The sequence below is a fragment of the Pseudarthrobacter sp. WHRI 8279 genome, assembly GCF_040224115.2.
Classification (GTDB): domain Bacteria; phylum Actinomycetota; class Actinomycetes; order Actinomycetales; family Micrococcaceae; genus Arthrobacter.
On record NZ_CP168162.1, the window covers coordinates 3,127,198 to 3,146,183 of the forward strand.

An 18,986-nucleotide genomic window follows, 5' to 3' on the forward strand; every position below is an offset into this window, starting at 1 on the left:
GCAACCATCTGGGTTAGCGTGAAACCCATGGAATTCAGATACCTCGGAAACAGCGGATTCAAAGTCTCGGAAATCACGTTCGGCAACTGGCTGACCCACGGCTCGCAGGTGGAGAACGACGTCGCCACCCAGTGCGTGCGGGCAGCACTCGACGCCGGCATCAGCACCTTCGACACAGCCGACGTCTACGCCAATACGGCCGCGGAAACGGTCCTGGGCGCCGCGCTGAAGAATGAGCGGCGCGAGTCGCTGGAGATCTTCACCAAGGTCTATGGACCCACCGGGCCCAAGGGCAAGAACGATCTTGGCCTGTCCCGCAAGCACATCATGGAGTCCATCAACGGCTCGCTGCGCCGGTTGCAGACGGACTACGTGGACCTCTACCAGGCCCACCGCTACGACTTCGAAACGCCGCTGGAAGAAACCATGCAGGCCTTTGCGGACATCGTCCGGCAGGGCAAGGCCCTGTACATCGGCGTCAGCGAATGGACCGCCGAGCAGCTGCGCGAAGGCCACGCGCTGTCCAAGGAACTGGGCTTCCAGCTGATCTCCAACCAGCCCCAGTACTCCATGCTGTGGCGGGTCATCGAGGCTGAGGTTCTCCCGGCGTCGGAAGAGCTGGGCGTATCGCAGATCGTCTGGTCGCCCATGGCCCAGGGCGTGCTCAGCGGAAAATACCTGCCCGGCCAGCCTGCTCCGGAAGGAAGCCGCGCCACGGATGAAAAGGGCGGTGCGAAGATGATCGAGCGCTGGATGCGCGACGACGTCCTGGCCGGCGTGCAGGAACTCAAGCCCATCGCCGAGGAAGCCGGCCTGTCCATGCCGCAGCTGGCCGTGGCCTGGGTGCTGCAGAACCCGAACGTTGCCTCGGCCATCGTCGGCGCCTCGCGGCCGGAGCAGATCGCGGACAGCGTGGCGGCGGCAGGGGTGAAGCTTGAACCGGAGGTCCTGAAGAAGATCGACGACGCCATCGGATCGCTGGCTGAGCGGGACCCCGCCCAGACCAAGTCACCCGCCGCGCGGGAAGCATAGGGCGGCCCGTGACTTCCGCAGCGGAACTGCCTGCTGACGTCCTTGCCCTCGGCGTCACGGGTTCCACCGGCGGGCTGGGCGGAATGGTGGCGCGGCAGCTCGCTGAACTGGGTTCCGCCCAGCGGCTGCTGGTCCGCGATCCTGCCCGCGCCCCCGTGGTGGAAGGCGCCACGCCGGCCGTGTGCAGCTACGCGGATTCCGCGGCTGCCCGGCAGGCGCTGGACGGCGTGAAAGTACTGTTCATGGTGTCCGCCGCGGAAACGCAGGACCGGGTGCAGCAGCATACCGCCTTCGTTGATGCCGCGGCCGGCGCTGGGGTGGAGCATGTGGTGTACACGTCCTTCTACGGCGCGGCGCCCGATGCCACCTTTACCCTGGCCCGGGACCATCACGCCACCGAGGAGCACATTAGGGCGTCCGGCATGGACTTCACGTTCCTGCGGGACAATTTCTACCTGGACTTCCTGCCGCTCCTGGCCGGGGAGGACGGCGTGATCCGCGGACCGGCGGGCGACGGTGCCTTCTCAGGGGTGGCTCGCGAGGACATCGCCCGCTGTGCCGTCGCCGTCCTGCGGGACCCCGCCATCCACAAGGGCGCCACGTACAACCTGACCGGGCCGGAGGAGCTAACCCTGGAGCAGGCCGCGGGCATCATCACCGAGAGCACCGGCCGCACCATCACCTACCAGCCGGAGACGGTGGAGGAGGCGTACGCTTCGCGGGCTTCCTACGGCGCCCCGCCCTGGCAGGTGGACGCCTGGGTAAGCACGTATACAGCCATCGCGTCCGGAGAGATGGCGGGGATATCGCCGGATGTCCACGGGCTTACCGGCGAGGACCCCATCAGCCTGCGCGAGTTCCTGGCACGGCCAGTCCTGTAAATTCCCAGAGTTTTTGTCCAGATATGCCGACTTCCGGGGCCTCCAGGTGCGCGTATCTGGACAAAAACTCCAATTGGGTGGGGCGTTGACGGGGCTGCGGGGCTGGCGTAGACCTGTGGAAAGGGGGGACGTCCCAGCCGGCCAAGCAGGAGTGGCACCACCATGAAACAGATCTTCACGCACCAGCAGTCCGCCGGTCCGGCCGCAGCGGTGGAAAGTCAGGCTCCGCCCATGGCCGGGCCCACCACCGGCCCGATTACCCGGGAGGAACTCCGGCTGGGGGCCCGCAACCACTCCATGCCTTTGGAGGCCCTCCGCCGGGACATCACTCCCCCGGGGCTGCATTACGTCCTGACCCACTTCGACATCCCGGACATTGATGAGTCCTCCTGGCACCTGCGGATCAGCGGCGCGGTGGACATGGCCATGGAACTGACCATGGCCGCCCTGCGCAGGGACCCCTTCATCACCGTGCCCGTCACCCTGGAATGCGCCGGGAACGGGCGGTCGCTCCTGGATCCGCGGCCCGTCAGCCAGCCGTGGCTGCTCGAAGGCGTCGGCACCGCGGAGTGGACCGGAGTGCCGCTGGCCTATCTCCTGGGAAAGGCGGGCGTCCAGCCCCACGCAGTTGAGGTGGTGTTCACCGGAGTGGACGAGGGCGTCCAGGGCGGCGTCCCCCACCGCTACGCGCGGAGCCTGCCGATCCATGAGGCCCTGCGCCCCGACGTCGTCCTTGCCTACGCCATGAACGGCAGCGAACTGCCGCCCCAGCACGGATACCCGCTCCGGCTGGTGGTGCCCGGCTGGTACGGCATGGCCAGCGTGAAATGGCTGGAATCCATCGAGGTGGTCACCACGCCGTTCAAGGGCTTCCAGCAGGACGTTGCCTACCGCTACCAGGCGTCAGAGGACGACGCCGGCACTCCGGTATCGCGGATCAGGGTGCGTTCGCTGATGGTTCCGCCGGGCATTCCGGACTTCCTTACCCGCAACCGGATGCTGAAACCGGGCCCGGTGCTGCTGCAGGGCAGGGCCTGGTCCGGCGAAGGGGCGGTCACGTCCGTGGAGGTAGGCATTGATGGCGCGTGGCTGCCGGCCCAGCTCGACAAGCCCGCCGGCGGATACGCGTGGCGGAAGTGGACCGTGCCGTGGGTGGCGGATCCGGGCGCGCACGTGCTGTCCTGCCGGGCCACGGACGCAACCGGCGCCACCCAGCCCCTGGAACAGAACTGGAACTACCAGGGGATGGGCAACAACGTGGTCCAGCGCATCAGTGTGACCGTGGGGTAGCTGGGCTGGCTGGACCGCCGCCCGGCCCGCCGGGAAAGGCGGGCCGGGCTATACTCGGTGCCAGCCATGACCAGCCTTCCTTCTTCCCCCGCCAGTGTCCGCATCGACGCGTGGCTGTGGGCCGTCCGTGCCTACAAGACCCGCTCCGCGGCCACGGCTGCCTGCCGTGCGGGCCACATCCGGCTCAACGGCAGCCCGGCCAAGGCATCAGCCACGCTGGTCACCGGCGATACCGTAACCGTCCGGATGTCCGGCTACGAACGCATCCTGGAAGTGCGCCGGCTGATCAACAAGCGCGTGGGGGCTGAGCCGGCCTCGCACTGTTTCACCGACCACACACCGCCGCGCCCGGTTGCCCCAGCGCTTGGCCTGCCGCAGCGCGACCGGGGAGCCGGCCGGCCAACCAAGAAGGACCGCCGCGAGATGGAACGGCTGCGCGGTCCGGCGTGACAGGCCTGGTCCTCGCAGACGTGCGAATGCCGGGGGACGCCGCACTGTACAGCGTCCACATCAGCGCCGGCCGCGTAAGCCGGCTCGGTGCAGGTGTCGGGTCCCCGGGCGCCGCGCGGGTTATCGACGCCGGCGGGCGCTGGCTGATTCCGGGTCTGTGGGACGAGCACGTCCACATGACCCAGTGGGCGCTGCATGCGAACCGCATTGATCTCTCCGGCGCCGTCAGCGCCCAGGATGCTGCCGCCGTCGTACGTTCTTCCATGCCCGGCGCAGATCTAGCGGTGACCGCCGTTGGCGTCGGCTTCCGTGACGCGCTGTGGGCTGACACGCCCTCCGTGGCGCTGCTGGATTCCGCAACCGGCAGCCAGCCCGCCGCGCTGGTCAGCCACGACCTGCACTGCGTGTGGCTCAACTCCGCTGCCGCCCGCCGATATGGGGTGCGGGTGGACGCCTCCGGGCTGCTCCGCGAGGACCCGGCCTTCGCCCTGACCCGGGAGCTGGGCCGCCTGCCGGACGCCGTCGTGGATACCTGGGTGGCCGGGGCCGCCCGGGCGGCTGCTGCCCGCGGTGTGGTGGGCGTCGTGGATTTCGAAATGACTTGGAACCGGGACCCGTGGCTTAGGCGCATTGCCGGCGGTTTCGACGTCCTCCGCGTGGACGCCGGTGTTTACCCGGCCGACCTCGAACGCGCCGTGGCGGCCGGCATGCGGACCGGGCAGGTGGTCGACGGCGGCAAGGGATTGCTCCGGATGGGACCCCTTAAGGTGCTTATTGACGGGGCATTAAATACACGCACCGCCTATTGCGTGGATCCCTACCCCTTCGGCGGGCATGGGCTCCTGACCGTGGAGCCGGAGGAGCTGCTGGCGCTGCTGGGGCGGGCAAGGGACACCGGATTTCTCCCCGCCGTCCACGCGATTGGGGACGCGGCAAACCAGGTGGCCCTTGACGCGTTTGAGCGCGCGGGTATTGGCGGGCGGATCGAGCACGCCCAGTTTGTGCGCCGTGGGGATTTGGCGCGTTTTGGCTCGTTGGGCGTGCTGGCCAGTGTTCAGCCTGTCCATGCGCTGGATGACCGAGATGCGGCAGAAACCAACTGGCCCGGACGGACTGACCGCGCTTTCCCGCTGCGCTCCCTGCTCGATGAGGGGGCCTCGCTGCTGCTGGGCTCGGATGCCCCGGTGGCGCCGCTCGATCCTTGGGCTGCCATGGCGGCGGCCACCGTGCGGGCACGCGATGACGGGCGCGGGCCGTGGCATCCCAAGGAAGCCATCACGCGCGGGCAGGCACTCCTGGCCTCAACCCGGGGGCGTGCGCGGGTCCGGGAGGGGGATCCTGCTGACCTGGTGCTCCTGGACGCCGATCCTTTGGCTGCGCCGGACGGGGTGTTCGCTGCGATGCCGGTGGCCGCGACGCTGGTTGCTGGGCGTTTTACGTACGACGCCGGCTTGGCCTAGGCCTGGCTTACCCCCTGGTGCGCGCCCTCACCAGGTTGGCGAAGGGGAGCTTACCGTGTTCTTCAACGAAGGCTGTGTGGTAGTCAGCTTCCGCCTTTCCGAGGTTTTCGGCGGGCAGTTCCTTCCAGGCGATGAGTAGCTTTTCGGCGTCGGCGAGCTGCCAGACCAGGCGGCCGTCCCAGTGCCCCGGCGGCTTCCCCTGCCCGAAGTCCAGGAACTCCTGGATCTGCCGCCGGAGGCCGCGGTTGCCTTTGCTGCCCGGGCCTGCCTTGCCCAGGTAGAGGACGACGGCGGTGTCCACCCATTCGGTGGCGAGGGCGGGCTCGGGCAGCGACGGGTCCTTCTTCTTGAAGACGCCTGCGGTGCTTTTCCTGAGGAAGCGGGGCTGGAACCCTTCCGGCGCCAGGACGGCGAAGACGCCGGTTCCCTGCGGGACCCGCATGACCTCAAGCGAGCCGATGGGACGGAAGCCGGCGAAACCATCGGCTTTCAGGCCGTTTTGGGTGAACTGCATTCCCTTATTCAACAGCACGTGTGGCAGCTCAAGGCCGGGTCCAGCAGAAGGGAGAGAGCACTTCACCTGCCCACCCATTAGCGCGGAAGCGTAGAGTGGCCTAAGACGCCTGATTCTGGACGCCTTGCTGCTGAGGGAGAAATCGTGACGATTGATTGGGACGAGAAAAAGGCCCTGCTACAGGAACCGAACATTGCGAAGGTAACCCAGCTTTGCGATGAACTGATGGAGAAGAAGCCAGGGTCTGTCGTCCCTTACATCGACCCTGTGCACGATGAGGACGAGTGCCGGATCGTCAGCCTGCAGGTCAGCCCCGGCAAGGGGACCGAGTCCGGCTTTGTCTCGCACAACAACGACGATGAGGCTGCCCGCCGCGCCACCCAGATCTACGAGTTGGCAGAACTTGATCCCCGCTATGTCATGCCCTGGCACGCCTATCCCTGGGTCCGCGACGCGGATATGCCGTCAGCCCTGAACGTGCAGGAGAAAACTGACGGACTCCGCCCGTTCCGGCAGTTCCTGAAGATCAACTCGAGGGTCTCGGCCGTCATCGCCCACGGCACCGACGCCTCCACGTTCCTCACCCTCTTCGAGAAGACTTACCACCAGTCCCTGAAGAACAGCGGCATCAAGGTCTACAAGGCCACAGCCCTGGGAGGACGGGCCTTCGCCGTCTCGGAAGCAAAGCAGGAAGAGCTTCTGGCCAAAAACGTGGACATCTACAAGGACGCCATGCAACGGGCAGGAATCCAGCACCTCTAATATTCCCCTCAAGGCATGGATCTCATCGCCTGGCTGCTCGAGTCCGATCCGGCCCTCCGCTGGCAGGTCATGAGGGACCTCACCGGTGCCCTGCCTGAACAAGTGCGTGCCGAGCGGGACCTGGTTGCCACCCGCGGCTGGGGCGCGCGCATGCTTGCTCTGCAGGGTGGGGACGGACAATGGGACGGCGACACCTACTGGCCGGACCACGACGACGACCCTCAAGGCCAGCCCTGGACCGCAACCACCTACAGCCTTCTGCTCCTGCGTGACTTCGGCTTGAACCCTGCCAGCGAGGAAGCTCGACGGGCTGTCAGCCTGGTCAGGGAGAAGAGCCGTTGGGAGGAGGGCAACCAGCCCTTCTTCGAGGGCGAGACCGAGCCCTGCATCAACGGCATGGTGGTGGGGCTTGGCGCCTACTTCGGGGAGAACGTCGACACCGTGGTGGAGCGGCTGGTCAGTGAACAGCTTCCGGACGGCGGATGGAACTGCGAAGCAGGGCGCGGATCTACCCGCTCTTCATTCCACACCACCATCTGCGTGCTGGAAGGGCTGCTTCAGCACGAACACGCCACCGGCGGGTCCGGTGCATCCCGGGCGGCCCGGCACCGCGGCGAGGAATACCTGCTTGATCGAAGGCTGCACAGGCGCAAAAGCACAGGCTCCGAAGTGGATCCCGGATGGCTGCAGTTCTCCTACCCAACCCGCTGGTTCTACGACGTGCTCCGCGGGCTGGACTACTTCCGCTCCGCCGGAGGCACGCCCGATGAACGACTGGGAGAAGCCGCAGAGGTGGTCCGCGCCGGGCAGCAGCCGGACGGCACGTGGCTGCTGGAGAACACCCACCCCGGAAAGGTGCACTTCACACTGGAGGACGGCGACGGGAAACCCAGCCGGTGGAACACCCTCCGCGCACTGCGGGCGCTGAGGTGGCAAGAGGGGAGATAGACGGGACCTGCAGCACCAGGCCTACCCCTCAAGCAGCCGCCGCCGATGCTTCAACTCCTTGACCCAGGCCCTGGTGACCATATCCGGAAACGGGGAGCCGCCGTCATCGAAGTTCTGTACCGGATGTCCGTTCAGTCCCCGGAAGGCGGACCCGGACTCCAGGTCCGCAAGCAGCGGCCCGGCCGCTTTCAGGGCAATCTCCACCACCTGGGCTGCGGCACGCCCCGTCAACCCAAGCCCGGTGGCCCAGCCGAGGAAGTGACGGCGTGAGACACCGGTGCGCTTGCCGTTGATGGTCAAGGCAAGGGTCTTGTCCCCGTAGACCACTGTGGAGGGGATGTCGTAGACCGGCGCGATGGTCCACTCGCCCGAAGGCTGCTGGACCACTGAGACGTTCTTGGCATGCAGATCTCCGTTGCCTGCCAGCCATGCATAGGCGCACTGGATGGCCAGGTTCCTCAGGGCGGGAAGTGGCGCAGCGCAGTGGTCCGCCAGCGCATGGCAGACCTGCCCGTAGCCCACGTTGTACTTGTCCGCAGGATAGAGCTTCAGCACCTGCGCCCCGTCCTCGACCGCCAGCCGCTGAACACCGCCCCGCTGGCCAGCCGGTCCGGGAACCCGGTCGAAGCGCTCAACCAGCAACCCTGGCCTTCCGGCAACGTCCCGGATCAACCTGACTTTGCTTAGGGGGATCCTTAACTTGGAGGCGTAACGGAACATCACCAGCTCGTTCTCCACCACATGCGGAAATTCGGGGGCGTTGAGTTTGAGGATGAACTGCCGCCCGGTACCGGTCACCGGAACCGAGATCATGCCGGCGGAGAGCTTGTCCTGCACGCCTGCCAAGGCTACGGGGTCGATCAGGTCCGGGTCCCCCAGCAGCTGGTCGAAGTCCACCGGCTTCTTCGGGTCGAGGCGGACTGCATGGTCATCCGGGTCCAACTGCTCCCCGTGGCCGACGATCTGCACGTCGCCTACGGGATTCGCGCCGGCTGCAATGAGCAGGGACAGGTCGTCATCCGCGCTGGTCTTGATGGAGCGCCTCAGCGCATTGAGGCGGCGGCCCTCGGGCAGGAGCCCGGTGAAATAGGGCGGGGCGGCGCCGGCCGCGGACAGCACCGGTTCGCTGCTGAGCGGCAGGGAAGTCGCGACGGCGGGCGCGCCCGTTTGGAGGTAGGCGGGCAGGTAGCTGAAGCGGGTACCGCCGTCATGCCTTTCCAGCCGCGCTGCAAGGACACCCGCCTTATAGATGTCCGCAATACGATGCCTCATTGTTCAGCGCTGTTCTCAGCTGGCGGCCCGGCCAGCGCGCGGGCAGCCGGGCTGGTCCGGGCGGCAACCTGCAGTTCCAGGCCCAAGGTTTCAAGGACGGTGACCAGGGAATCCAGCTGGACGCTCGGCTTGCCCTGTTCGACGAACCGGACAAAGCGCTCGGAGACGCCGGCCAGCTGGGCGAGGTCGTGCTGTGTCAGCCGGAGGACTGCGCGGCGGGCACGCACTTCTCCTGCGAGCATCGCCGCAAAGCTCTGGGTCATGGCACTCCCCATAGGTACGATCGTTCCGTTCACGCACTCATTGCCAGTGTAACGCGAGCTGCCATCCACCAGAAGTGGGAGAATCGGCACGAACATGCCGGTGGAGCTGGCCTCGCGCAGGCGAAGGGCGGGCCGGGCGGGCGAAGCGTTTGCTAGGCCGTACTGACAATTACGTAGCGTTCGTCCGTGATCTCCCGGCCCCACAAGGCTGGATCCGTCAGCATTGTCACAGTGGCTTCCCTCCGATGGGAGCGGACCAGTTCGAGGCAGCGGTCCGCGGGAATCCCCTCACCAGTTCCCCACAGCCCTTCCACCAGAATCATGGTGCCCGCTCCCCGCAGCAGTCCGGCCCACCGAGCCAGCGCGGCGTCAGGATCCGGGAGGGCCCACAACACATGCCGGGCAAGGACAACGTCAACAGAGCCATGCGCGCGCGGTGGTGCCGACGCATCGCCCACCACGAAGTCAGCGGACACGCCCGCATCCGCCAGCTTGGTCCGCGCCCTGGCCACCATCTGCTCGGACAGGTCCACACCCCAGACCTGGTGCCCGGCCTCGCCCAGCAGAAGAGAAAGGCTGCCGGTCCCACAGCCAAGATCCGCCACGTCGCATCCCGGCATAGGCATCAGCGGCAGCAGCAAGTCCTCCCATGCCTGCCGGACGGCAGGGTCAGCTAAGCCGTGGTCCGCTTCAACATCGAAGTTCCCAGCCTGGCTGTCCCAGTATCTGCGCACGGCATCAGTCATGCCGCACAGTCTCGCACACCGCTTTCCGCGCTTCCGGAGGCGGCCCATGTTGACACTACGTGTGACCCCTGCCATATTTAAAGCGTGAACCTGTCAGACAGCCGGACAGCAGGACAGCCTGCACCCCTTGCCCGGCTCAGCGCTGCCGAAGCGGTCTTCAACGCGATCCGGCAGGACATCGAGTCCGGAGCTGTTCCGGTAGGCAGCAAGCTCAGCTCCGAGGCCACCCTCTCCCAGCAGTACGGTGTAAGCCGCTCGGTGATCCGCGAGGCCCTCCGCTCCTGCACGGCCCTGGGCCTGACCGTTACTAAAACGGGCAAAGGCACCTTCGTTATGGCAGACAAGGTGGCCAACGACCTCACCCTCGGCCAGTACTCGGCGCGGGACCTCACGGAAGCCCGGCCGCACATCGAGGTGCCCGCTGCCGGCCTGGCCGCGGAGCGGCGCAGCGACGAGGAACTGGAAACACTCCGCCACCTCGTGGCCGCCATGCGCACCGAGACCGACCCCGAGTCCTGGGTTGCCTTGGACTCCAGCTTCCACGCAGCCATCGCCCGCGCCAGCGGGAACAGGGTGTTCGCCAGCGTAGTGGCGGACATCCGTGACGCCCTGGCCCACCAGTCCGAAACCCTGAACATGGTGGCGGACAGGCAGCACGCCTCGGATGCCGAACACCAGGACATCCTGGCAGCCATCGAGGCAGGCTCCGCCGGGGACGCACGCGCCGCAATGGCCCACCACCTGCATGCCGTGGGCCTGGCCCTCGAATCCATTCTCAGTAAATAATCCAATCAGCCAAGGAATCCATGCTTTCCCCTGCCCTTTCACCTGCCCTCAGTGCTGCCGCCCTCCCGCAGCACACCGCCCTGGTCGCTGCCACCCGTGACGGACTGGTGGAAAGCGTCCACTACGGCTCAGCCATTGCGCTGGAAGCTGACGGCACCACAGCCGCGGCGGCGGGCGATCCCCTTGCACCGTTCTACCCCCGGTCCTCGCTCAAGCCGCTGCAGGCCGTCGCCATGGTCCGCGCCGGACTCGAACTTCCCGCCGACCTCCTCGCCCTGGCTGCCGCAAGCCACTCTGGCGGCGCAAAGCACCGCCAGGGGGCCCTGCGGATCCTTGAGCAGCACGGCCTCAGTGTCAGCGATTTTGGCAACAGCAGGGACCTCCCCTACGGCCCAGCTGAACGGGAGGAGTGGCTGCGGAACGGGGGCCGCGCCACCCAGCTCACCCAGAACTGCTCCGGCAAGCACGCCGCTATGGCCGCCACCTGCACCATCAACGGCTGGCCGGTCAAGGGCTACCTGGATCCTTCGCACCCGCTGCAGCGGCTTGTGGCCGCCACCGTCACCGAACTAACCGGCGAGGAGCCCCGCGCCCTCAGCACAGACGGCTGCGGAACGCCCCTGTACGGCCTCACCCTGCCGGGCATGGCCCGCGCTTTCGGAACTATTGCCCGCGCCGCCGCGGACGACGACGGCAGTGCGGAAGCCGCCGTCGGCCTCGCCATGCAGCAGCATCCGGACATGGTGGCCGGGGAGGGCCGCGACGTCACCGAACTGATGCGCCTGCTTCCGGGAGCGGTGGCGAAGGACGGCTTTGAAGGCGTCCAGCTGGTGGGCCTGGCGGACGGCCGCTCGGCAGCCGTAAAGATTTCCGACGGCGGCGACCGTGCCCGCATGCCTGCCACCCTCAAGCTGCTTGAGGCGCTGGGCCTGGACACCACCGGGCTTGCCGCCCTCGGAACCGCCCCCGTGATGGGCGGCGGTCTCCAGGTGGGCCTCCTGCAGGCCACCGATTTCCTGGCCGAACGTTCCCTGTCCACACCCGTCAACGAAGCCCCGTAAGGACACATGACCATCATCGATACCCCCGCCTCCGCGATCCCACCTGAGCACACCCGGTCCGAGCACGACCTGCTCGGGGACCGCGACATCCCGGCCGGCGCCTACTGGGGCGTGCACACGCTCAGGGCCGTGGAGAACTTTCCCATCACCGGCCAGAAGCTCTCCTCCAACATGCACCTGGTCCGGGGCCTCGCTGCGGTCAAACTGGCTGCCGCCCGCACCAACCGGGAACTGGGCCTGCTGGATGCCGAACGCTCGGACGCCATTGAGCAGGCCTGCCAGGACGTGCTCGACGGCAAGCTGGCCGACCAGTTCGTGGTGGACGTCATCCAGGGCGGTGCCGGGACGTCGTCGAACATGAACGCCAACGAGGTCATTGCCAACCGCGCCCTCGAAATCCTGGGCCGCCCCAAGGGCGACTACGCCCGCCTGCACCCCAACGACCATGTGAACCTCAGCCAGTCCACGAATGATGTCTACCCCACAGCGGTGAAGCTCGGCACCATTTTCGCCGCACGGGAACTGCTGGACGCACTGGCTGAACTGGAAGAGGCCTGCGCCTCCAAGGCGCTCGAGTTCCGCACGGTGGTGAAAATGGGCCGCACCCAGCTCCAGGACGCCGTACCGATGACGCTCGGCCAGGAGTTCGGCAGCTACGCCATCACCATTGGCGAAGACCGGCTCCGACTTGCCGAAGCCGATCTCCTCATCCACGAGATCAACTTGGGCGCCACAGCCATCGGCACGGGCCTGAATGCACCCGCGGGCTACGCAGAAGCGGCCTGCCGGCACCTCGCCGAAGTGACCGGCCTGCCGCTGGTGACCGCCCCGGACCTGATCGAAGCCACCCAGGACGTCGGGGCCTTCGTGCACCTGTCCGGCGTGCTCAAGCGCGTGGCCGTCAAGCTCTCGAAGATCTGCAACGACCTCCGCCTGCTCTCGTCCGGGCCGCGCGCCGGCTTCGGCGAAATCAACCTGCCGGCCGTCCAGTCCGGCTCGTCCATCATGCCCGGCAAGATCAACCCGGTGATCCCGGAAGTGGTCAGCCAGGTGGCCTACGAGGTCATCGGCAATGACGTCACCATCACCATGGCGGCCGAAGCCGGACAGCTGCAGCTGAACGCGTTCGAGCCGGTCATCGTCCACAGCCTCCACAAGAGCATCTCCCATCTGGAAGCCGCCTGCCGCACCCTTACGGCGCGCTGCATCCGGGGCATCACCGCGAACACCGAGCATCTCCGCCGCACCGTGGAGCAGTCAATCGGCCTGGTCACAGCCCTCAATCCGCACCTGGGCTACGCCACCGCCACCGCCATCGCCAAGGAAGCCCTGGCAACCGGCAAGGGCGTGGCCGAACTCGTCCTGGAACACGGACTCCTCACCAATACCCAGCTCCAGGAACTCCTCAGCCCCGAGCGCCTCGCCAACCTGAGCAAGTGATCCCCATGCCAACGGATACCCCAAGGACCCCCATGCCGAATTCCCCACTCCCGGACCACGTGATTGATGGTGGTCATGCCCATGCTTCCGAGTCGGCGCTGCATGCCGAGGACCAGGGCTACCACAAGAATTTGAAGCCCCGGCAGATCCAGATGATCGCGATCGGCGGCGCGATCGGCACCGGCCTGTTCCTGGGCGCCGGCGGCCGCCTGAACGCAGCAGGCCCGTCCCTGGTCATCGCCTACGCGGTGTGCGGGTTCTTCGCCTTCCTGATCCTCCGCGCCCTGGGCGAACTGGTCCTGCACCGCCCCTCCTCGGGCTCGTTCGTCTCCTACGCCCGGGAATTCTTCGGCGAGAAGGCCGCGTTCGTTTCCGGCTGGTTCTACTGGATCAACTGGGCCACCACCACCATCGTGGACATCACCGCCGCCGCCCTCTACATGAACTTCTTCGGCAACTACATCCCCTGGATGGCAGCGGTCCCGCAATGGGCCTGGGCCCTCACCGCACTCGTCGTGGTCCTGGCCCTGAACCTCGTCTCGGTCAAGGTCTTCGGCGAAATGGAATTCTGGTTCGCCCTGATCAAGGTCGCAGCCCTGGTCATCTTCCTCATCGTCGGCACCTACTTCGTCATCTTCGGCACCCCCGTCGACGGCCAACAGGTCGGCCTGAGCCTGCTCTCGGACAACGGCGGGATCTTCCCCAACGGCCTGCTGCCCATGATCATCCTGATGCAGGGCGTCCTGTTCGCCTACGCCTCCATCGAACTCGTCGGCACCGCCGCCGGCGAAACCGAAAACCCCGAAAAAATCATGCCCAAGGCCATCAACTCCGTGGTCTTCCGCATCGCGGTGTTCTACGTCGGCTCCGTGATCCTGCTGGCCCTGCTGCTGCCCTACACCTCCTATGAAAAGGGCGTCAGCCCCTTCGTGACCTTCTTCGGCTCCATCGGCATCCAGGGCGTGGACGTCATCATGAACCTCGTGGTCCTCACCGCAGCCCTGTCCTCCCTGAACGCCGGGCTCTACTCCACCGGCCGGATCCTGCGCTCCATGTCCGTCAACGGCTCCGCCCCCCGCTTCGCCTCCCGCATGAACAAAGCCGGCGTCCCCTACGGCGGGATCGCGATCACCGCCGCCGTGTCCCTCCTCGGCGTCCCCCTGAACTACCTCGTCCCCGCCCAGGCCTTCGAAATCGTCCTCAACGTCGCCTCCGTCGGCATCATCATGACCTGGGCCACCATCGTCCTGTGCCAGATCCAACTCCACCGCTGGGCCAACAAAGGCTGGCTCGAACGCCCCTCCTTCCGCATGATCGGCGCCCCCTACACCGGCTACCTTTCCCTCCTCTTCCTGGTGGGCGTGCTCATCATGGTCTTCATCGAATCCCCCCTGACCATGCTCGTCACCGCCATCGCCTCAATCCTGATGGTGTTCGGCTGGTACGCCTGCCGGGCCCGCATCCGCGAAATCGCCCAAACCCGCGAAGGCCACACCGGTCTCTCCCCCGTCATCGCCAACCCACCCGCGGCCACGTTCAAGAAGTAAACACCTGCCTTAACGCCCGACGGCGGCACCCCAGGTTCCTGAATCATGGAACCTGCGGTGCCGCCGTCGTGATTTACGCAGGGTTTACCGCATTACTCGCGTGGCTCATGTGAGGGTTTGACCACGATCGCCGCGCCCCCGCCGCGGCGCGTCGGCTCGGCCGCGGCGGTGGCTTTCTTTCCGTCGTCGCTGAACTCGATGGCCGTTGCTGCACCGATCTCCGCCGCAGAGGTGAAGGCGTCACCGGCCGGCACGAGCTTGTGGCCGTACTGCGTGTCCAGGGAGGGGAAGGCCTCAATAAACGCTGGCTCAGCCGTTACGTTCACGGTGTTCCGCTGGGACGCCCGCGGGGCGGCCAGCGCCTCCCCGATGGTCATGCCGAGGTCGATGCGGTTGATCAATGTCTGCAGCACGGTGGTGATGATGGTGGAGCCGCCCGGCGAGCCCAGGGCCAGGAACGGCTCGTCATCCTTGAGCACAATGGTGGGCGACATGGACGACCGCGGCCGCTTGCCGGGCTGGATACGGTTGGGATCGGTTTTGCTGAACACGGGGGAAAAATCGGTGAGCTCGTTGTTCAGGATGAACCCCCGGTCCGGCACAACGATCCCCGACCCGCCGGTTTGTTCGATGGTGAGCGTATATTCCACCACGTTGCCCCACTTGTCCGAGACCGTCAGGTTGGTGGTGTTGATGTTCTCCGTGTCCTTGTCATCGGCGCGCGCTGCCGGCTCAACGTCGCAGGTGCCGTTGTAGTCCGCTGCGTCACCTGCCGCCACTGGCTTCGTTGCTGCCCGCAGCGGATCAAGCTCGCAGGCCCGTTCCTTGCCGAAGACCGGGTCAAGGAGTTCCTTTGTGGGGACATCCACAAATGCCGGGTCCCCCACGTACTTGGCGCGGTCCGCGAACGCCAGCGCAGTCGCCTCAAGGTAGTGGTGCAGGGCGGCAGGGCGGTCCTCCTTCAGCCCGGGAAGGTCGAACTCCTCCAGGATGTTCAGTGCCTCGCCCACGGTGGTGCCGCCGCTGCTGGAGGGCGCCATGCCGTAGACGTCGTAGCCCCGGTAGTTCACGTGGGTAGGGTCCTGGTCCAGCGCTTCGTAGTCGTCCAGGTCCTCGGTGGTCATCACGCCTGCGGGACCGGGCAACTCCTCGGTTCCCGGTGCTGAAGGAGCATTACGGACTGTCCGCACGATGTCCTCGGCCACCTTGCCCTCGTAAAAGGCGTCCATGCCGTGACGGGCCAGGAGTTTGTATGTATCGGCCAGGTCCGGGTTCTTGAAGGTCGTTCCGACGGCCGGAGGGGCACCACCGGGCAGGAACAGCTCCCTTGTTGCCTCAAACGGAGCAAAGCGTTCCTGGTTGTCCGCCGTTTGCTGGCGGAACGTCTCGTCCACCGTAAACCCGGCGGTGGCCACCGTTATGGCGGGTTTCAGCACATCGTCGAGACTGAGCCGCCCCCAGCGCTCCAGCGCCCGCTCCCACGTGGCCGGCGTGCCGGGAACACCCACGGAGATCCCGCTGGTGGCCTGCTTCTTGAACGAATACGGCTTGTTGTCTTCCGGGTTGATAAAGGCATCCTCCGGCATTTCGGCCGGGGCAGTCTCACGGCCGTCAATCGTGCTGACTTCCTCCGACTCCGCGTCGTAGTACACAAAGTAGCCGCCACCCCCGATCCCGGCGCTGTACGGCTCGGTAACGCCCAGGGTTGCGGCCGCGGCCACGGCTGCGTCCACGGCGTTGCCTCCCCTGCGCAGGATTTTGATGGCGGCCTCGGAGGCGTCCAGGTCGACGGTGCTGACGGCGCCGCCGTAGCCCGTGGCTACCGGGGTTTTCTTGGCCTTATCGGCCTGCCCGGAATCGGCAGATGCCGGACTGGTCAAGGCACAGGTTGTCACGCTCATCGCCAGCGCTGCAGTGACCGCAGCGAGCCGGCGTCCCAGATATGGCATGGTTGCTCCTGAAGGGGTGCGGGTGAGGTGGATCACACGCTACTCCTCCCGTAATGGACACTCAACGCTCCCGCCTACCCTTGCTGCCTCGGTAGCATGAAGCCACTGCCGGCAGTTGCACCACCAACACGGTCCCCGTTCGGGCCGGGGAAACGAGGTACCCCATGTCAGGATCCAAACTTGCGGTTGTGGGAGCCGGGAGCGTGGGAACCTCCCTTGCGTACGCTGCCCTGATCCGCGGTTCGGCCAGCAACATCGCCCTGTTCGACGTCAATGCCGCCAAGGCTGAAGCCGAGGTGCTGGACCTCGCCCACGGCACCCAGTTCGCTGCCGCCGCCGCGTCCATGACCGGCGGCGGGGACATCGCAGCGACGGAAGGGGCCGACGTCGTCGTTATCACGGCCGGAGCCAAGCAGGCGCCCGGCCAGACCCGGCTGGACCTCGCGGGCACCAACGTGCGGATCCTGGAAGAACTCATGCCGCGGCTCCTCAAGCACTCCCCCGACGCTGTCTACGTCCTGGTCACCAACCCCTGCGACGTCCTCACCGTGGCAGCCCAGAAAATTTCGGGGCTGCCGGCGGGGCGCATCTTTTCTTCCGGAACCGTCCTGGACACCTCGCGGCTGCGCTGGCTGCTGGCCCGGAGGGCGGGGGTGGCCGTCCCCAGCGTCCACGCCAGCATTGTGGGCGAGCACGGGGACACCGAGTTCCCGGTTTGGTCCACCGCCACCATTGGCCCCATCCCGGTCCGCGATTGGATGGTGGACGGGGAACGCGTCTTCACCCCCGAGTACCTGGCCGAGACGGCACGCGAAGTGACGCAGGCGGCGTACAAGGTCATCGCAGGCAAGGGCGCAACCAACTACGCGATCGGCCTCTCCGGTGCGCGCATCGTGGAAGCCCTGCTCCGCGACGACAAGGCGGTGCTGCCGGTGTCCACGGTGCTGGACGGACAGCACGGCATCTCCGGCGTTGCCCTCTCCCTGCCGAGCGTTGTGGGGCGGGGCGGCGTCCACACCGTCCTGGAGATGCCCATGGACGACGGCGAGCTGGCGGCCCTGCAGCATTCCGCGGACACCCTGCGGCATTCGCTGGACACCCTGGGCGTCTGACCGCCACCGCCGGCCTGGCCGGCCGTCATGCAACGCTCCCGCAACCCCCCGTCCGCGGCGGGTCGCATATGCTCGGCACAGCGCTGCACACCGTTTAAACAGTTCAACGACGAACCACCTCAGGAGTAGACCCATGACCAACTGGCGCATCAGGGATTTCCATTCGGCGGACCTGGACGGGATCCTGCATCTCTGGGAAAGCCTCAAGGCGAGCAACGTGGAACCGGTCTATGCCCTGTCCGAGGTGCTGGCCTCCTGCGAGAAGGACCATGCCGTGGTGGCGGTGCAGGGCGAGCAGGTGGTGGGCGCCGCCGTCGGACGCGCCGCCCATGACCAGGGCTGGATTGTCTTCCTGGCAACGCTGCCTGAGTACCGCGGCCGGGGAATCGGCACCTCCCTGCTCGCCGCCGTCGAGAACCGGATGGCGCCCCACGGCCTCAATAAGCTCTCAGCCCTCATGCCGGAGTCCGAAACGCGGGTGGAGGCGTTCCTCAGCCGCGGTTTCGCGTTGAAGAAGAACCTGCGCTACTTCGAACGCACCATCCCCGTCCAGCGGCAGGAACTCGGTGCGCTCGGCCAGCTCGGCGGACGCGTCCTGGCCCGGGACCTCTGGGAAAACGTGGCCGGCATGCGCAAGGAAAAGGAACTGCTGGAACGCCGCCTGGTCCTTCCCCTTGCCGAAGCAGACCTCGCCGACGAGTTCGGCGTGGTCCCGCCGCGCGCCGTGGTCCTCTTCGGCCCGCCCGGCACCGGCAAGACCACCTTCGCCAAGGCCATCGCGTCCCGGCTGGAATGGCCGTTCGTGGAGGTCTTCCCCTCCCGGCTCGCCGCTGATCCCCAGGGCCTGGCCGGCGCGCTCCGGGAGACGTTCCTGGAGATCGCCGAGCTTGAGCACGCGGTGGTGTTCATCGATGAGGTGGAGGAGATCGCCTCCCAGCGCTCCGGCGAGCCGCCGTCGCCCCTGCAGGGCGTCACCAACGAGCTGCTCAAGATCATCCCGGCCTTCCGCGAACAGCCCGGCCGCCTGCTGGTCTGCGCCACCAACTTCATCCGCGCCCTGGACTCGGCCTTCCTGCGCCATGGCCGGTTCGACTACGTCATCCCCATCGGCCTGCCGGACCGGCAGGCCCGCGAAGCCATGTGGCAGCGCTTCATCCCCGCGCCCGTGGTGGACTCGGTGGACGTGGAGCTGCTGGTGGAACGCACCGAGGGCTTTTCCCCGGCGGACATTGAATATGCCGCGCGCAGTGCCTCCCAGCGTGCGCTGGAGAAAGCAGTGTACGACGACGGCGGGCTCGCTTCCGGAGGCAGCCTGTCCGTCCGGGAGGCGGTGCGGAAGGGTCCATCCACCCAGGACTACCTGGACGCCATCGGCGACACTCGGACCACGGTCAGCGCCGAAGCGCACCAGGAGTTCCTGGAGGACATCGACGCCCTGGGCCGCGTTTAGGACACAAGTTCCGGAGCGGGAAC

18 protein-coding genes are annotated in these 18,986 nt (G+C 66.8%); 13 read left to right on the forward strand and 5 right to left on the reverse strand.

Features of this window, described 5'->3' with window-relative positions; genetic code table 11:
- Positions 1-27: 27 nt before the first annotated feature.
- From ABRP28_RS14400 to ABRP28_RS14420, 5 genes are all read left to right on the forward strand, one after another.
- Positions 28-1,032 carry an aldo/keto reductase family protein gene (locus ABRP28_RS14400; RefSeq protein ID WP_350003652.1) on the forward strand — a complete coding sequence of 335 codons (1,005 nt, stop codon included), beginning with the start codon at positions 28-30 and terminating at the stop codon, positions 1,030-1,032.
- A gap of 8 nt (positions 1,033-1,040) precedes the next feature.
- Positions 1,041-1,913, forward strand: a complete 873-nt coding sequence (locus ABRP28_RS14405) for an SDR family oxidoreductase (protein WP_350003651.1) — start codon at positions 1,041-1,043, stop codon at positions 1,911-1,913.
- A gap of 162 nt (positions 1,914-2,075) precedes the next feature.
- Entirely contained in the window at positions 2,076-3,203 is a 1,128-nt protein-coding gene (locus ABRP28_RS14410; RefSeq protein WP_350003650.1) for a sulfite oxidase, read from the forward strand.
- Between the two features lie 66 nt (positions 3,204-3,269).
- Positions 3,270-3,653 (forward strand): RNA-binding S4 domain-containing protein, encoded by a 384-nt coding sequence (locus ABRP28_RS14415; RefSeq protein WP_231457165.1) that lies wholly within the window; start codon positions 3,270-3,272, stop codon positions 3,651-3,653.
- A 26-nt stretch (positions 3,654-3,679) separates the two neighbouring features.
- On the forward strand, positions 3,680-5,113 hold the full coding sequence (locus ABRP28_RS14420; protein ID WP_350003649.1) for an amidohydrolase family protein: 1,434 nt from the start codon (positions 3,680-3,682) through the stop codon (positions 5,111-5,113).
- 7 nt (positions 5,114-5,120) lie between these two features.
- On the opposite strand, the gene ABRP28_RS14425 is transcribed toward ABRP28_RS14420, so the two are convergent.
- Positions 5,121-5,627 (reverse strand): hypothetical protein, encoded by a 507-nt coding sequence (locus ABRP28_RS14425; RefSeq protein ID WP_350003648.1) that lies wholly within the window; start codon positions 5,625-5,627, stop codon positions 5,121-5,123.
- A gap of 144 nt (positions 5,628-5,771) precedes the next feature.
- On the opposite strand from ABRP28_RS14425, the gene ABRP28_RS14430 reads away from it, so the two are divergent.
- Entirely contained in the window at positions 5,772-6,389 is a 618-nt protein-coding gene (locus ABRP28_RS14430) for a uracil-DNA glycosylase (RefSeq protein ID WP_350003647.1), read from the forward strand.
- Positions 6,390-6,404: 15 nt separating this feature from the next.
- A complete protein-coding gene (locus ABRP28_RS14435; protein ID WP_350003646.1) occupies positions 6,405-7,337 on the forward strand; it encodes a hypothetical protein in 933 nt (310 codons plus the stop codon).
- Positions 7,338-7,358: 21 nt separating this feature from the next.
- On the opposite strand, the gene ABRP28_RS14440 is transcribed toward ABRP28_RS14435, so the two are convergent.
- From ABRP28_RS14440 to ABRP28_RS14450, 3 genes are all read right to left on the reverse strand, one after another.
- Positions 7,359-8,609 carry a HipA domain-containing protein gene (locus ABRP28_RS14440; protein ID WP_350003645.1) on the reverse strand — a complete coding sequence of 417 codons (1,251 nt, stop codon included), beginning with the start codon at positions 8,607-8,609 and terminating at the stop codon, positions 7,359-7,361.
- Positions 8,606-8,872: a helix-turn-helix transcriptional regulator gene (locus tag ABRP28_RS14445; RefSeq protein ID WP_350003644.1), complete on the reverse strand. Its 267-nt coding sequence runs from the start codon at positions 8,870-8,872 to the stop codon at positions 8,606-8,608. The genes ABRP28_RS14440 and ABRP28_RS14445 overlap by 4 nt, the downstream gene beginning before the upstream one ends.
- A gap of 152 nt (positions 8,873-9,024) precedes the next feature.
- Positions 9,025-9,618, reverse strand: coding sequence for a class I SAM-dependent methyltransferase (locus ABRP28_RS14450; RefSeq protein WP_350003643.1), 594 nt, complete (start codon positions 9,616-9,618; stop codon positions 9,025-9,027).
- An 84-nt stretch (positions 9,619-9,702) separates the two neighbouring features.
- Here ABRP28_RS14450 and ABRP28_RS14455 point away from each other — a divergent pair, with 84 nt between their 5' ends.
- The 4 genes from ABRP28_RS14455 to ABRP28_RS14470 are packed head-to-tail and all read left to right on the forward strand — an operon-like array spanning position 9,703 to position 14,452.
- Positions 9,703-10,404, forward strand: a complete 702-nt coding sequence (locus tag ABRP28_RS14455) for a FadR/GntR family transcriptional regulator (protein WP_350003642.1) — start codon at positions 9,703-9,705, stop codon at positions 10,402-10,404.
- A 20-nt stretch (positions 10,405-10,424) separates the two neighbouring features.
- Positions 10,425-11,465 (forward strand): asparaginase, encoded by a 1,041-nt coding sequence (locus tag ABRP28_RS14460; protein ID WP_350003641.1) that lies wholly within the window; start codon positions 10,425-10,427, stop codon positions 11,463-11,465.
- A 6-nt stretch (positions 11,466-11,471) separates the two neighbouring features.
- Positions 11,472-12,905, forward strand: a complete 1,434-nt coding sequence (locus tag ABRP28_RS14465) for an aspartate ammonia-lyase (protein ID WP_350003640.1) — start codon at positions 11,472-11,474, stop codon at positions 12,903-12,905.
- 32 nt (positions 12,906-12,937) lie between these two features.
- A complete protein-coding gene (locus tag ABRP28_RS14470; RefSeq protein ID WP_350003639.1) occupies positions 12,938-14,452 on the forward strand; it encodes an amino acid permease in 1,515 nt (504 codons plus the stop codon).
- Positions 14,453-14,544: 92 nt separating this feature from the next.
- Here ABRP28_RS14470 and ggt read toward each other — a convergent pair whose 3' ends face one another.
- Entirely contained in the window at positions 14,545-16,401 is a 1,857-nt protein-coding gene (gene ggt / locus ABRP28_RS14475; RefSeq protein WP_350003672.1) for a gamma-glutamyltransferase, read from the reverse strand.
- 164 nt (positions 16,402-16,565) lie between these two features.
- On the opposite strand from ggt, the gene ABRP28_RS14480 reads away from it, so the two are divergent.
- Together ABRP28_RS14480 and ABRP28_RS14485 are read left to right on the forward strand one after the other, a co-directional pair.
- Positions 16,566-17,513 carry an L-lactate dehydrogenase gene (locus tag ABRP28_RS14480; RefSeq protein WP_350003638.1) on the forward strand — a complete coding sequence of 316 codons (948 nt, stop codon included), beginning with the start codon at positions 16,566-16,568 and terminating at the stop codon, positions 17,511-17,513.
- Positions 17,514-17,646: 133 nt separating this feature from the next.
- Positions 17,647-18,963 (forward strand): ATP-binding protein, encoded by a 1,317-nt coding sequence (locus tag ABRP28_RS14485; protein WP_066272352.1) that lies wholly within the window; start codon positions 17,647-17,649, stop codon positions 18,961-18,963.
- Positions 18,964-18,986: the final 23 nt, after the last annotated feature.

Excerpts from the sequence above, each read along its gene's own strand:
- ABRP28_RS14400 (WP_350003652.1), top strand. The coding sequence starts at position 28 with ATGGAATTCAGATACCTCGGAAACAGCGGATTCAAAGTCTCGGAAATC.
- ABRP28_RS14410 (WP_350003650.1), top strand. The coding sequence starts at position 2,076 with ATGAAACAGATCTTCACGCACCAGCAGTCCGCCGGTCCGGCCGCAGCG.
- ABRP28_RS14415 (WP_231457165.1), top strand. The coding sequence starts at position 3,270 with ATGACCAGCCTTCCTTCTTCCCCCGCCAGTGTCCGCATCGACGCGTGG.
- ABRP28_RS14420 (WP_350003649.1), top strand. The coding sequence starts at position 3,680 with ATGCCGGGGGACGCCGCACTGTACAGCGTCCACATCAGCGCCGGCCGC.
- ABRP28_RS14425 (WP_350003648.1), bottom strand. The coding sequence starts at position 5,627 with ATGCAGTTCACCCAAAACGGCCTGAAAGCCGATGGTTTCGCCGGCTTC.
- ABRP28_RS14435 (WP_350003646.1), top strand. The coding sequence starts at position 6,405 with ATGGATCTCATCGCCTGGCTGCTCGAGTCCGATCCGGCCCTCCGCTGG.
- ABRP28_RS14440 (WP_350003645.1), bottom strand. The coding sequence starts at position 8,609 with ATGAGGCATCGTATTGCGGACATCTATAAGGCGGGTGTCCTTGCAGCG.
- ABRP28_RS14445 (WP_350003644.1), bottom strand. The coding sequence starts at position 8,872 with ATGACCCAGAGCTTTGCGGCGATGCTCGCAGGAGAAGTGCGTGCCCGC.
- ABRP28_RS14450 (WP_350003643.1), bottom strand. The coding sequence starts at position 9,618 with ATGACTGATGCCGTGCGCAGATACTGGGACAGCCAGGCTGGGAACTTC.
- ABRP28_RS14460 (WP_350003641.1), top strand. The coding sequence starts at position 10,425 with ATGCTTTCCCCTGCCCTTTCACCTGCCCTCAGTGCTGCCGCCCTCCCG.
- ABRP28_RS14465 (WP_350003640.1), top strand. The coding sequence starts at position 11,472 with ATGACCATCATCGATACCCCCGCCTCCGCGATCCCACCTGAGCACACC.
- ABRP28_RS14470 (WP_350003639.1), top strand. The coding sequence starts at position 12,938 with ATGCCGAATTCCCCACTCCCGGACCACGTGATTGATGGTGGTCATGCC.
- ggt (WP_350003672.1), bottom strand. The coding sequence starts at position 16,401 with ATGCCATATCTGGGACGCCGGCTCGCTGCGGTCACTGCAGCGCTGGCG.
- ABRP28_RS14480 (WP_350003638.1), top strand. The coding sequence starts at position 16,566 with ATGTCAGGATCCAAACTTGCGGTTGTGGGAGCCGGGAGCGTGGGAACC.
- ABRP28_RS14485 (WP_066272352.1), top strand. The coding sequence starts at position 17,647 with ATGACCAACTGGCGCATCAGGGATTTCCATTCGGCGGACCTGGACGGG.